Annotated in this window: 8 protein-coding genes and 2 pseudogenes; 2 read left to right on the top strand and 8 right to left on the bottom strand. The window is 69.4% G+C overall.

The features are described 5' to 3' along the window. Positions 1–161 precede the first annotated feature (161 nt). The gene (locus tag ABZV00_RS35450) at positions 162–866 is read right to left on the bottom strand and encodes a DUF305 domain-containing protein (protein ID WP_328418402.1); all 705 of its coding nucleotides are present in this window, start codon (positions 864–866) and stop codon (positions 162–164) included. A 460-nt stretch (positions 867–1,326) separates the two neighbouring features. Between ABZV00_RS35450 and ABZV00_RS35445 the strand changes: the two are divergent. Next, positions 1,327–2,634, top strand: a pseudogene (locus ABZV00_RS35445) (hypothetical protein); the annotation flags it as partial. A 293-nt stretch (positions 2,635–2,927) separates the two neighbouring features. Here the strand turns inward: ABZV00_RS35445 and ABZV00_RS35440 are convergent. From ABZV00_RS35440 to ABZV00_RS35425, 4 genes and pseudogenes are all read right to left on the bottom strand, one after another. Continuing rightward, a complete protein-coding gene (locus ABZV00_RS35440; RefSeq protein WP_355614365.1) occupies positions 2,928–3,683 on the bottom strand; it encodes a hypothetical protein in 756 nt (251 codons plus the stop codon). Between the two features lie 52 nt (positions 3,684–3,735). After that, positions 3,736–4,083 (bottom strand): DUF4303 domain-containing protein, encoded by a 348-nt coding sequence (locus tag ABZV00_RS35435; RefSeq protein WP_355614362.1) that lies wholly within the window; start codon positions 4,081–4,083, stop codon positions 3,736–3,738. A 202-nt stretch (positions 4,084–4,285) separates the two neighbouring features. Continuing rightward, positions 4,286–5,692, bottom strand: coding sequence for a hypothetical protein (locus ABZV00_RS35430; protein WP_355614359.1), 1,407 nt, complete (start codon positions 5,690–5,692; stop codon positions 4,286–4,288). 270 nt (positions 5,693–5,962) lie between these two features. Beyond that, positions 5,963–6,133: pseudogene (locus ABZV00_RS35425) on the bottom strand (IS6 family transposase); the annotation flags it as partial. Positions 6,134–6,527: 394 nt separating this feature from the next. On the opposite strand from ABZV00_RS35425, the gene ABZV00_RS35420 reads away from it, so the two are divergent. Continuing rightward, positions 6,528–6,818, top strand: a complete 291-nt coding sequence (locus ABZV00_RS35420) for a hypothetical protein (protein WP_355614356.1) — start codon at positions 6,528–6,530, stop codon at positions 6,816–6,818. 59 nt (positions 6,819–6,877) lie between these two features. Here the strand turns inward: ABZV00_RS35420 and ABZV00_RS35415 are convergent, their stop codons facing one another. The 3 genes from ABZV00_RS35415 to ABZV00_RS35405 form a co-directional block, all read right to left on the bottom strand. Continuing rightward, positions 6,878–10,828, bottom strand: coding sequence for a ThuA domain-containing protein (locus tag ABZV00_RS35415; RefSeq protein WP_355614353.1), 3,951 nt, complete (start codon positions 10,826–10,828; stop codon positions 6,878–6,880). Between the two features lie 346 nt (positions 10,829–11,174). Further along, positions 11,175–12,362, bottom strand: a complete 1,188-nt coding sequence (locus ABZV00_RS35410) for a multicopper oxidase domain-containing protein (protein ID WP_355614351.1) — start codon at positions 12,360–12,362, stop codon at positions 11,175–11,177. Continuing rightward, positions 12,359–13,324 carry a sugar phosphate isomerase/epimerase gene (locus tag ABZV00_RS35405; protein ID WP_328415340.1) on the bottom strand — a complete coding sequence of 322 codons (966 nt, stop codon included), beginning with the start codon at positions 13,322–13,324 and terminating at the stop codon, positions 12,359–12,361. Before ABZV00_RS35405 ends, ABZV00_RS35410 begins: the two co-directional genes overlap by 4 nt. Positions 13,325–13,343 lie beyond the last annotated feature (19 nt).

Genomic DNA, 13,343 nt, shown 5'->3' with positions numbered 1-13,343 from the left:
GCGACACCTGCTACCCATCACCAAAACGACCACCGCCACCTCGCCCGAAACACCGCAACCAACCAACCAACGGGCTTAATGAAAGACGGAGGCTAATCAGACCGTGCGGCCACGTTTTGGACCAGCACAGGGATGGCACCTGGCACCGTGTCGGAGAAGGGCTACTTCGCGCCGGTGAGTGCCTGCCGCATCCGGTTGATCTCGGCGCCCTGCTCGACGACGACGCTGCTGGCCGTCTCGTTGACGATGACGTTGACGCCGAGCGCCAGCACCTCGCCCGCCATGTCGATCGCGCCCTGATGGTGCTCGACCATCATGTCGACGAACATCCGGTCGAACTCGGCGGCTCGGGCGGCGGTGAGGAGTTCCAGCGCCTCCGCCGTCTGCATGCCGGCCATGCTGTGCTGGTGGCCGCCGCCGCCGGAGTTCCGGTCCAGGCCTCGGTCCGTCAACCAGGTCTCCAGTGTCTTGATCTCCGGTTCCTGGGCCGCCAGGATCCGGTCGGCAATGATCTTGAGTTGCGGGTTCGCCGCCCGGTCCGCCGCCAGTCGGGCCATCACGAGCGCCTGCTCGTGATGCGGAATCATCATCGTGACGAACCGGATGTCGGCGTTGTTGTACGTCGGACGCGGTGCGGGCGACTTCTCGTTCGCCCGGACGGTCTTCGCCGGCTCGCCGGGCGCCGCGGGCATCAGCACCGGCGCGGTCGCGTCCGGCAGACCGGGCAGGTCGAGAGATGCCTGGGGGCTGGCCGTCGCGGCCGATTCCGGGCGGCCCTCGGGCCACCAGACGACCACCGCTGCCCCGACGGCCAGCACGGCGAGCACCGCCAGCTCGACGAGGACAATCGCCCGCGAGCGTCCCAAAAGCGCTCGGATCCGCACACTTAGCACAACTCGACTCCCGCCATCCGACCGAGGTTGGCCGGGATGTTAGCGCGAGCCTGACCTGCACGGGGAAGATCAGGGCAGCGAAAAAGATTCTATTAGCCCCACCTGCGGCTATTCGTGCCGCCGCACGCCCACCAGGTTTGCGTAACCGTGATCAGAAGCCGGCGCAATATGTGAGCCGGGCCTCAATACTGGCACCAGACACCGGGTTATCGTCCCGCTACTCTGCCGACCCGATGAACGAAGGGTGTCCACAATGATCGAACGAAGTCCACAAGGGACCCGGAGGCTGGCCATCGGCCTGGCCGCCACAGGCGCTCTTCTCCTCACGGCCGTCGTGGCCGTAGCGCCGGCGAGCGGCGCCACCGATTCCAGCGGCAGCACAGACATCTGCGAATCGTTTGAGGCCGCCGGCGACAACTTCGCCGAATACTGCATCGCCGAGGAGGCGGCCAACGACGTGGCCGCCGCGAACACCACTCCGGGCGTCGACGAGATCGCCAGCAGCCCCAACATCCGGCAGATCGCCAACATCCCCAAGTTCGGCGGGTTCGCCAGCGAGGGGGCGTACAACTCGGACCTGGCCTTCCAGGGCAACTACGCCTTCGCCGGCAACTACGAAGGCTTCAACGTTCTCGACGTCAGTAACCCCAGCTCGCCTCAGGTGGTCAGCCAGGTGGTCTGCTCGGGCTCGCAGGGCGACCCGTCGGTCATGGGCAACCTGCTGTTCCTCGCGGTCGACGCGCCCCGCAGCAACGACTCGTGCAACAGCACGAGCGGCTCCTCCGCACAGCAGAGCTCGTGGGAGGGCGTCCGGATCTTCGACATCAGCGACAAGGCGAATCCGCGGTACGTCAAGTCGGTCCGGACCGACTGCGGTTCGCACACCCAGACGCTGGTGCCGAGCAAGGACGGAAAGAGCGTCTACGTCTACGTCCAGTCGTACGGCCCGTCGAGCGGCGCCTTCTACTGCAAGCCGCCGCACGACAAGATCTCGATCATCAAGGTGCCGGTGGACAACCCGGCCAGCGCTTCCGTGGTAGCCACCCCGGTTCTCTTCCCCGGAACCAACGGCGCCGGCTCCACCAGCGGCTGCCACGACATCACCGCCTACCCGGAGCTGGACCTGGCCGCCGGCGCCTGCATGGGTGACGGCGTCCTGTTCGACATCTCCGACCGGGAGAACCCGGTGATCCTCAGCCAGGTCCGGGACACGAACTTCGCGTTCTGGCACTCGGCCACCTTCAACAACGCCGGCACCAAGGTCGTCTTCACCGACGAGCTCGGCGGCGGCAGCAGCGCGATCTGCACCAGCACCTACCGGGCCAACCAGGGCGCGGACGCGATCTACGACATCGTGGGTTCCGGTGCCGACCGCGAGCTGGTCTTCAAGAGCTACTTCAAGATCCCACGGCTGAACACGACCCTGGAGAACTGCGTCGCGCACAACGGCTCGCTGATCCCCGCCATGGGCCGCGACATCATGGTCCAGGCCTGGTACCAGGGCGGCATTTCGGTAATCGACTTCACCGACTCGGCCAACCCGGTCGAGATCGCCTACTGGGAGCGGGGCCCGCTCTCCGACACCCGCCGCATCCTCGGTGGGGCGTGGTCGACGTACTACCACAACGGGTACATCTACTCGAACGACATCCAGAAGGGCTTCGACGTCCTCAAGCTGGACGACCCGCGAACGAACAACGCCCGGGCGGTCTCCTTCGCCGAGCTGAACGTGCAGACGCAGCCCAGCTACCCGGCCTGCACCACCATCCTGCGCAACCGCCAGAACGGCGGACTCACCGTCACGTCCGGCATCACCTGCCTGGACGGTGCGACCGTCAACGGCAGGATCAAGGTCGCTCCGGGCGCCGGGCTGATCGCCTTCAACGCGACCCTCAACGGCTCGGTCACCGCAACCGACGCCTCGGTAGTGTCGATCGTGGAGAGCCGCGTGAACGGCTCGGTGCACGCCCTCGGTGGCACCGTGCGGGACAGCAAGGTCAACGGTTCGGTGACGACGAGCTGAAGCACGGCCCGTCAACAGCATGACGGCTCCGGCCCGGCGGATCTCCGCCGGGCCGGAGCCCGTCTCCGAGGCGACGCCGTCACCACCGTTACCGGGCCTGCGTCAGCGTTCTCGAGGGCGGTGAGCCCACCGTCATCGCCAACGCGGGCGCGGCGGCGGGCCGCGACGTCCTGCACCGCGCAGCCCATGTACCGGTGTCGTCCTGGTCGGTGCCGAACTCGGCGTCCGCCAGGCGGGGCCCGACCGACGTGACGTAGCCGACGACCACCGCGCCGCGCACCTCGACCGGGCGCGGTCACCGCGCTGACCACGACCTGCTGCGGAAGACGGTCGATCTGGCCCAGCACGAGGTCCAGGCGGCCCAGCCGCGCCAGCGCACGAGCCACCCACAACTGGTCCGGTCCTTCCCGCTCGGTCAGCGCCTCGTGCATTGCCCGCACGACGCCGTCGTCGGGTTGGCCGATGTCGGCCAGCAGTTTGGCGGCCTGCCACGCCCGGCCCTCAACGGCGAGCATGGGAATCAAGGCAGGAAACGCGGCTGACCCGAGATCACGCAGCGCCACCTCGGCGTCCTCGCCGCTGACCGGACCGTCAAACGCCTCCAGCCTGGCGACGTAGTACGCGGCGCGTTCGGCCTGCGGCACAGTGGCGACCCGCGCCAGCTCGACCGCCAGCTGGTCGTACTCGCGGAAGTGCCGGCTCACCTCACGTTTGGTGAGGACGCGTTTGATCAGCGTCTCGTGGTACTCGTCGTCGAGCAGCAGCACCACGAAGTCCCGGTCGGTGACGCCGCTGACGCGAAGTGCGACCCTGGCTCGCTTACACCCGCACGAGCATCGAAAGGTAACGGCGAAACGTCGCCTCCCACTGCCGGGGCGTCCCTCGACACGCCTCCGCGGTCAGTCGCCGTTCCCAATCCCGGGCCAGGTCCTCGGCAAGCCACCCGTCGCCGTAGCGGTCCCAGTCGGCCGCGCGCCACCGCACATCCGCCTGCTCCTCGACGGGAAGCTGCGCCAACGCCTCGACACTGTTCATCGCGAGGCTGGGCAGGGCAAGCTGCCCATCGGTCTCACGGTAGATCCGGTCAAGCACCGCGGCGTAGAACCGCTCGTCAGGATGTTCGGCGACGGTCGACCGGACGACCTGCACCAGGGCTTCTACCAGCACACGCTCGAAGCTCGCCCAATCCAAGCCCACCGCCACCCCGCTATCCTGCCCGACACGACCGCTCCCCTCCCCCGACGGCTGCCCCCGGCCAATCCCATCCGGCCCGGGACCCGCCCCGGGGCGAACCCGATACTGGTGGCGCCCCGGTCTGGTCTGATCTTGCATCGCTCGAGACGCGGGCAGTAGGCCCGCATGGAGTCAGTTAGAAGTCACGCCACTCGTCGAACCACTGGTCGGCCAGATGCGTTGGGACATCAGCTCGGGCGGCGAGTTCCATGAACGCGTCGAAGGCTTCCTCTCGGCGCAGCGTGTCGATGATCTCGTACTTCTGATCGATGCTGTTGAGCGCCTCAACCAGGGTGCGCAAGGCCGCTTCCGCTTCGTCTGCACGCCCACGGCGTTCCTGCGGAAGCTTGTCAATGGTGCGGACCGCGCTGGCGTATGCCTTGCAGGCGGCGGCTCCGCCTCGGGCGTCGTCGTCGACCCAGTCCCTGAACGGGTTGTTCAGGTTGGCGGCCAGCCACGTGTCGGGCTTCGCGCCTTCGATGACCAGGCGCACCCCGGTGCCGCGGTAGCGGGCTTTCAAGGCGGGCACGATCGATCGGGGTAGACCGCTGATGCTCAGCTGCGTCAGCGAGGTCAGGTCAGGCAGTGTGCCCGCGTCCAGGCCGTAGCCGTCGACAAGCTCGATGACGGCCAGATGGGTCAGACTGGCCAGAGCCGCGGCGTCGATCAACTGTCCTGGGGGCTTGCGCCAGTAGATCCGGAGGCTCTCCAGCTCTTCCAGTTCCCGTACGGCAGCGGCGGACATGGTGCCGCCACCGTCCAGGGCGACCTCTCGAATACCGTGCAGGCCTGCAGGAACCGTCGTTTCCGCGTCGGCGCCGGTCAGGGTGAGATGAAGCCATCGGCCGTCGTCCGCGGCGTACACGGCCGGATCCCGGTCCACCGCGGCCAGCTCAAGGCTGTGCAGGCCACGGGGCAGCCGCACCTCGCGAACATCCGCACCGGACAGCGACAGGTGCTGCAGACCGGTGTCGGTCAGATCCACGACTGGCGGGGGGTCCTGCCACGTCAGTGACGAGACAACAGGGCGGTCTGCTAACGCGCGGGCGAGGCCACGGTCCGGGCCGGCCCACGTTAACGCCGTGCAGCGGGGCAGCTGATCGAGAGCGGACCATTGCACCGGCCCGGACGTAGGCACTCGCATCGACCCCTCACCGCTCAGGTCGAGTCGAGGCGTGGCCGCGCCGAGCGTCGCCGCCCCGGCGCCGAAGTCGACGTCGACCTGACCGCGGGTGGCGGCCGCACGGTAGGCGGCCTTCACTGCCGCCGGTAGCTTCCGGTCCCAGCGGCGCTTCCTGACCACATCGTCGGCAAGTGACTGCCAGCCCGAGTACGTGTTCGACAACGCCGGCACACCGTCAGGAACGGGCAGGGTTCCGATCCAGGTGAACCCCGGCGGCACCGCATGCCAGCTGCCAATCGACAAGTGAGCAAGGCGCCCGTCGTGGGCATGATGGTCAAGCGTCAGTGGCTCAACGCCGCGCAGCTCGTCCAGGCTCGGCCGATCTGCCGAGTGCCAGCGCAGCGCATACGCCGACGTCACACGGCCTGCGACACCAGTGACCTGACATGCCCCAAATCCACCGTCTGACAACCTCATCACGGCGACATCGCCGGGTCGTACCACTCGATCAACCACGCGGCGAAGCTACCCGACCGGGACGACGGCCGCGCTTCCCCGACCTGTGCGCCGCGGAGCCGGTGGTGATGATCTCGGAGTACGAGCGACTCGGCCCCGCCGCCCGCACGCCGACCCGCCCGCCCGCCATAGCGATCGTGGCTCCTCGCCGCAGGCGTCTAGTCACCCACGGATGAATCGCTGCGCCCACCGGTAGACGGTGACGTGATCGACCTCGGCGCCACGTTCGGCCAGCAACTCGTCAGCGTCGCGATAGGACAGGTTGAACCGCAGATACCAGCGAACCGCGACCACGATCACCTCGGTCGGGAACCGGAGCCCGGCGATCGCCGACCTCGGAGGCAGCCATGGGCCAGGACGGGTCGATGACTTCAGTGCCCAAGTCTGCCTCGATCTTGCCAACGCTCAATGCAACGGCGCCGAACCGCCCGGGTGGGGCCGAGGAAGACCGTCACAACCAGCCCGTTCCTTCGGCGTTTGCCCGGCGGAGGCGGGGGAAGACCCGGCCGACCGGGCCGGGCGAGTCTGCACCCGCCATGCCCGTCGTCCGGCAGTACTGGTGATGCCGGGGAGACCCGAGGATGAGCGAGGATGACCGCAGGCAGGAGCGCCGTCCCGACGGGCAGCCGGCCGACCGGGGCCCGCAAGGCCACCTGGGCGAAGAAGGCTCCGATGAGCCGGAAGGCGGTGGCAAAGAACGCTGGCCGCCACCGCCACGAAGCGGGCCACCGGCGCGAGCGTGGCCAAGAGCCCCGGCGAGAAGCCCACCCCGACCACGGCCCGCGTCGCGCGGAAGAAGGACACCTCCGCCACCACGGCCACGCCCACCCGCAGGCCGACGGCGAAGGCGGCCGCCGCGAAGAACGCCCCGCCGAAGAAGGCGCCCGCGACGAGGGCCGCGGCGAGAAAGGCGGCGGCGAAGAAGGCCGCGCCGACGCGGGCCCGCACCACGTCCGCCACCAGGGCCCCGGCCAAGAAGGCGACCACCATGGAGTCGTTCGGCAGCCGGCGTACGACGCGCAAGACCTGAGCACCAACGGCAGTGCCGGGTACGGAGGGTAGGTCCCCCGTACCCGGCACGCCCTCCGCTTACAGCTCGCGAACCCTGACGTCGCGGATCTCGATCAGGTCGTTGGTGCCGTGGTTCTGCAACCCGATGAACCCGCTGAGGAACTGCCGCAGGTCCGTGGGCGGGTCACCAGCCCGGGACGACGCCTTGCCCGGGGTGTTGTCGAACTCGTTGATCACCACACCGTTCCGGGTGATCGTGTAGTGCTGGCCGACCACCCGGATCTCGTAGTCGTTCCAGGTGCCCTTCGGGGTCACCCCGGCCTGGTCCAGCCCGTTCGGGTCGAAGTTGTAGATCGAACCGGTCTTCTGCGGTTCACCGGTGGGTCCGTCGTAGATCTGGATCTCGTGACCGCAGTAGATGGCGACCCACGCCTGCGAACTCTGGGCCGAGCCGACCGTGCCGCAGCTGCCCGCCGGCCGCTCGGCCAACGGTGTCCGGGGGTCCGGGAACCGGACGAAGGCGCCGCTGTTGGCGTAGGTGGCGCCGGCGGAGACGTCCCGGAACTGCATCCGCAGGGAGAAGTCGGCGAACTCGTCCTTGGCGTACCAGAGCATGCCCAGCCCGCCGGAACTGCGGATCGACCCGTCCGGCCTCAGCGCGAACGATCCGCCCGGCGCCTGCCGCCAGTCGGCGAGCGAACCCGCCGTCCCGTCGAAGATGGGCTGGTAGCCGGCGACCTTGCCGATCTCCGACTGCGCCGCCGCCCGGTTCAGCGTCGTCGCCTCACGGTTGTCGACGACGCCGTCCGACCGCAGGTCGTTGACCACGTCGCTGACGTGGCTGACGAACTGGCCGTGGTTGGACCACATCCGCTCGTCGTCGATCAGGTCGTTGATGGTGCAGCCACCGCCGGCCTGGCGGTTGGCCACGCCGGTGTCGGTGTCGAGCATCCGCACCGTCTGCCGACCGTCGGGCGCGGCGCACCCGACGACGACCTGAACCGTGCCGGTGGCGACCTCGCCGTTGGCGTAGGTGACCTTCACCGTCGCCTGGTAGGTGCCGTAGTCCGCGTAGGTGTGGGTGGGGTTCGGCTCGTCTGACGGCGCGCTGCCGTCACCGAAGTTCCACTCCCACTTCAGGCCACCGGTCCGGGCGCTGGAGAAGGCGATCGTCTTCGGGTTGCTCTGCGCCACCGCACGTGCCGTGGCGTCGTTCGGGTTCGGCGTCGCCGGGCCGCCCTGGTAGGCGATCCGGATCAGCTTCTGGTTGGGGTGCAGGCTGAAGAACCCGCCGGCGTAGTCGAGCATGTACAGCGCGCCGTCGGGGCCGAACTTGGCGTCCATCCAGGACTGGAGCTGGGTGCCGCCGCTGCCCGAGCGGATGATGCTGCGCAGGTCCTCGGCGAAGGCCGGCGGCCCGTGGCTGTCGACCTTGCTCTGGTCGACGGTGACCGCGATCCGGTTGTTGGCGTTGGACTGGTCACCGATGAACCACTTGTTGTCCCAGTACGTCGGCCACGCCACGCCGCTGGCGGTGTCGACGTTCTCGCGCTGGTAGGTCGGGCCGTCCATGATGGCCTGGCCGCCGCCCTTGAGGTACGGCTGGGTCAAGGTTTCCTGACCCGGCTGGTACGTCGGCAGTCCGCTCCCGTCGGTGCGCTTCGGGTAGACCGGCCCACCGCCCTGCGGCGAGTACCAGATCATGTTGTCCCGCGCAGGCGGGATGTTGACCAGACCGGTGTTACGCGGGGACTCGTTCTTCAGGTTGTCGCAGTCGTACCAGCCGGTCAGCACGGTGGCGTCGACGTTGCTGCGGTCCCGGTAGGGCTGCCGGTTGCCCATGCAGTACGGCCAGCCCTGGTTGCCGGCGGAGGTGATGATGGTCGCCGTGTCGTACTTGGCCGGGCCGAGGTTCGGGTCCGGGCCACCGGCGTCCGGGCCGACCCACGCCGCGGTGAGCCAGTCGTTGACCGGGTCCCAGGCGATCCGCGCGATGTTGCGGACGCCCATCACGTAGATCTCCGAGCGGGTCTTGCCGCCGCCCTCCTCCTTGCCGGTGAACAGGTTGCCGGCGGGCACGGTGTACGTACCGTCGGGCTCCGGGTGAATGCGGAGGATCTTGCCGTTCAGGTCGTTGGTGTTGCCGGAGGTACGCCGGGCGTCCTGGAACGACACGCCCTTGTACTCCTGCGTCCAGTTGTTGCCGGCGTAGCCGTTGGAGCCACCGGAGGAGTTGCTGTCCCCGCTACCGATGTAGAGGTTGCCGGACTCGTCGAAGGTCATCCCGCCACCCGCGTGGCAGCAGTTGTGGATCTGCGTGTCCCAGTGCAGCAGGTCCTTGCGGGTGCCCTGGTCGAGGGACTGCTTCGCCGCGTCGTAGGTGAACCGGGAGACGGTTCGCTGGCCGATCCGCCGGTCCCGGTCGATCGACTCGTGCGGCATCCAGTAGGCGTACACCCAGCCGTTCTGGGCGAACTTCGGGTCCAGGGTGATGCCGACCAGGCCCTCCTCGTTCTTGACCAGCTCGCTGCCGCTGCCCCGGTTGCCCATCACGGCGAGGGTGGTGAGCAGCTTGACCTGCTTGGTCGTCGGGTCCCACTGGTGGATCGTGCCGCAGCCGAGGCCGACCTTCGGGTCGTCCCAGTTGGCGACCGGCCCGGACGGGCAGGCCGCCTTGCCGATGTAGAACACCTTGCCGTCCGGCGCGACGGTCAGGCCGTGCGGCTCGCCGATCTGGTCGAGCTGCCCGGGCTGGTTGGTGGTGGTGAGCCGCTCGATGCGGTAGTTCGACGCGATGGTTGCCTGGCAGTCACCGCGCACCATGCCGGCGGTCCACTGGATGGCGCCGAGCAGGTGGCTCTGGAACTTCGTGTCGCTGGTCCAGCTGGCCTCGGTGCGACCCATCCCGGTGTAGAAGGACCGGCCGCCGTCGTAGTCCTGACACCAGGAGATCGGGTGGAACGCGCCGTTGCCGCTCAGCCCGGGGTTGTAGGTCCCCTCCTCGACCTGGGCGACGGTGTGCACCCGGCCGGTCGGGCTCGGGTCCCAGTTGATCCACTGGTCGGAGCGGGTCAAGGTCAGCGGCTGCCCCTTGTTCGCCGGGTGCTGGCGGTCGGTGAAGTCCACCACGGCCTGCTGCACCGTGGTGTCGGGGGCCGGTCCGGCGTCCGGTCCGATCAGCCACAGCTCGGCGAGCTGGATCAGCGGCTCGCCGCCGTTGGCCGTGATGTTCAGCCGGTAATGCAGGTACGCCGTGGTGTTGGTGAAGCTGTACTGCTTGGTCTGGAACCGCTGGGGGAAGGTCTCCCCGCTGCGGGTGTCCAGGTCGGTCCAGGTGGTGCCGTCCTGGGAGCCCTGCAGGGTCCAGTTCTTCGGGTCCCGGCCGGGGAAGTCGTTGGCCGAGGTCAGCGCGTAGCGGCTCACCACGACCGGCTTCGCCAGCTTTGCCGCGAGCCAGCCGGTCGGGTTGAAGGTGAGCCACTTGGTGCCGGTCGACCCGTCGATCGCCTTCGCGGCGGTCTCGTTCGGCGCGTTCTCGGCGCTCGCGGTGGCGGAGACGGGCTTCTCGGCGTTCGGCAGGCTGGCGGCCGGCCGGGTGCCGATCAGGCCGGTGAACCAGGCCGAGCTGGGCTGCGCGCGGGCGGCGTCGTGCACGCCGACGAACCCGCCGCCACCCTTGACGTAAGCCTGGAACGCGGCCTCCTGGGCGTCGTTGAGCGTCACCCCGTTGGCGGAGAGGAACACCACGCCCCGGTACCGGGACAGGTTGCCGAAGGTGAAGACACCGGGATCACTGGAGTCGTCGACGGAGAAGCCGTGGTCCGCGCCGAGGCTCCGGATTGCGGTGACGGCCCGGTTGACCGGGTCGTCCTGCTGGGCCACCGGACCGTGGAACACCAGCACCTTGACCGCCGCGGCGGCCTCGGCGGCCGCGGCCTTGACCGGGGTCGGGCTCGCGGCCTGGGCGGGCAGACCCAGCACGCCGAGGGCCAGCGCGGCGCTCGACGCGAGGGCACCGGCGCGGCGCATGGCCCGCCGTCGGGCAGGCGGTGGTGGGGTGGTCGTCGAGTCGGACCGTAGCCGTCGTCCGACCCAGCGGGATAACCGGAAATGGCGTCCTTGAGCCATCTCGACTCCTCTTCAGGTTGGGATGTGGCGGACATGCGCTGCCGAGCGGTCGTGCCGGGATCGACCGGACACCGGTGCGTGGGACCACCGGCGAGGCCCGGACGGGTTGGGGTGGGTGCGGGGACGTTGCGGCGGACTGGTGGATGGCTGGGGAGCCCGCCGTGGGCGCGGGGTCCCGCCGGTGGCTGCTGGTCCGCCGACAGACCAGCAGTCACCGGCCCGGTCACCGGCGCGGTGGCGCCGGTGCTCAGTTGTGCTGGTGTTCGCCGGTGTCGGTGTCGGCACCGGTGCCGGCGGCGGTCGCCGGGTGGGAGTGGTCGTGGCCCGGGGGCATCGCCCCGGACTCGTCCAGGACGTGCAGCATCGTCGACATGCCGCCGTCGGAGTGGAACTGCATGTGGCAGTGCAGCATCCAGTGCCCCGGCCCGACGGAGTCGCCCGCCGCCACCTGGAACCCGAACGAGTCGCCCGGCCCGAGCGGCTTGTTGTCGATGACCGGGACGCTGTCGGCGAACGGTTCCCCGTTGCTCACCAGGCCGGTCCGGGTGTCCGCCCAGGAATGCCCGTGCAGGTGGAAGGTGTGCATGTCGTTGCCGATCCCGACGACGATGAACTCCACCTTCTCCCCCTTGCGGGCGACCAGGCAGGTCGGGCCGGGCTGCGGGTTCTGCGCGTCGCAGGTGTCGGTGGCCGCGCCGCGGCGCAGGTTGATGCTCTGCCGGTCACCGAAGACCACGGTGTAGGTGCGGTCGGGCTTCGGGTCGCCGGGTCGGCGTACCACCAGCCCGCCGAAGAGTCCCGCGCCGAGGCCCTGGGTGCCGTGCGGGCCGCCCACCACGTGATCGTGGTACCACCAGTAGCCGGCCGTGCCCGGCGAGCCGGTCTTCCTGTTCCGCTGCTGGGCGAACCAGGTGTACGTGCGTGACTCGCCGGGCGGGACGAACGAGCCGCTCTGCACGGTGCCGTCGGAGAGCTGGGTGTACTTGACCCCGTGCACGTGCAGCGACACACCCAGCGGGTGCGCCGGGTCGGTGCGCAGCTGCTCCAGCGTCGCGGCGGGTACCAGGTTGTGCAGGGTGATGGCGAGGCACTCCCCCTCCATCATCTCCATGGTCGGCCCCGGGTAGGAGGCGGTCTGCGGGCTGGTGCCGTAGCCGAGCCGGATCTGGGTGCCGTCCCTGGGTAACTCCACCGCGTAGAGCTGCATGCTGCGGTCCGGCTTGACGCAGCCCTCCGGCCGTTCCTCCGAGAGCACGCCGGTGCCGGCGATCGCCAGGCCGCCCGCGCCGACCAGGGTCAGCAGCACGGTCGCCGCCACCACCAGCAGCCGGCGGGTGTTCGACCGCGGGCGGCGGGGGTCGGCCGAGTGGCCCTCCTCAGCCGCCGCTGCGCCCTCGGGCGGCGGAGCGTCCTCGGTGAGCCGCCAGGCCGTCACCGCTCACCCCGCAGGTCGACCATTCGCTGGTAGCTGCGCTCGGCGGCGCCCAGCGAGCCGGGCGGGTTGGGCTGCGCGTTCGGCCCGGTGTCCTGCTCCCACAGGTAGGTGAACCGTCCGCCCCCGTCGAGCTCTGTGAAGAACTCCGCGAACGGGATCACCCCGGCGCCGAACTCCACGTCCAGGTACGAGTTGCCCTGCTGAGGGTCGGGCAGTGGGACGCCGTCCTTGACGTGGAACAGCGGGTAGCGGTGCGGGTGGGCGTTGACGTAGTCGACCGGGCGGAAGCCCGGGTACTTCCGCGCCCCGCCGTACGCCCACAGGATGTCCATCTCCAGGAACACGTACCGCGGGTCGGTGAGCTCCAGGAACAGGTCGTAGAGCCGCACGTCGGGCCGGTCGGTCGCGAAGCTGAACTCGATGGTGTGGTTGTGCTGGTAGAGCTTGATCCCGCGGGCCGCGGCGGCGGCGCCCCACGCGTTGAACTCCGCCGCGGCCGCCTGGTAGCCGGCGATGGTGCGGTTGCCGGTCGGCGCGGACGCGGTGCCGATCGCCGACATGCCGAGCGTCTCGGCGGCGTCCAGCTCCCACTCCAGGTTGGTGCGGAAGTCACCCAGCCCACGGTGGCTGCCCGCCGCCTTCAGCCCGTTGTCGTCGAGCAGCTGCCGGATCTGCTCCGGAGTGATCGGGCCGACGTTGCCCTGGGTGTAGCCGGCGAACTCCACCTCCCGGTAGCCGATGCGGGACAGCTCCTCGAAGACCGCCGCGAAGCCGAGCTGGGTGATCTTGTCGCGGACGCTGTAGAGCTGGATGCCCAGATGCCCCTGCGGGATCAGGCGGCCGCTCGATTCGCCCGCCGCGACGGCCGGCAGCGCGCCGGCGAGGCTCGCCGCGCCGACCGCGACGGTGGATCCGGCGAGGCCGCGGAGCAGCGCCCGGCGGTCGATCCTGTTCTTCGCCATGGTGGTGTGGTCCTTTCGC

It is taken from the genome of Micromonospora sp. NPDC005173, assembly GCF_040608515.1.
Taxonomy (GTDB): domain Bacteria; phylum Actinomycetota; class Actinomycetes; order Mycobacteriales; family Micromonosporaceae; genus Micromonospora.
The sequence above is the reverse complement of the archived record's forward strand: the minus strand, read 5'-3'. Positions and strand labels throughout refer to the sequence as shown.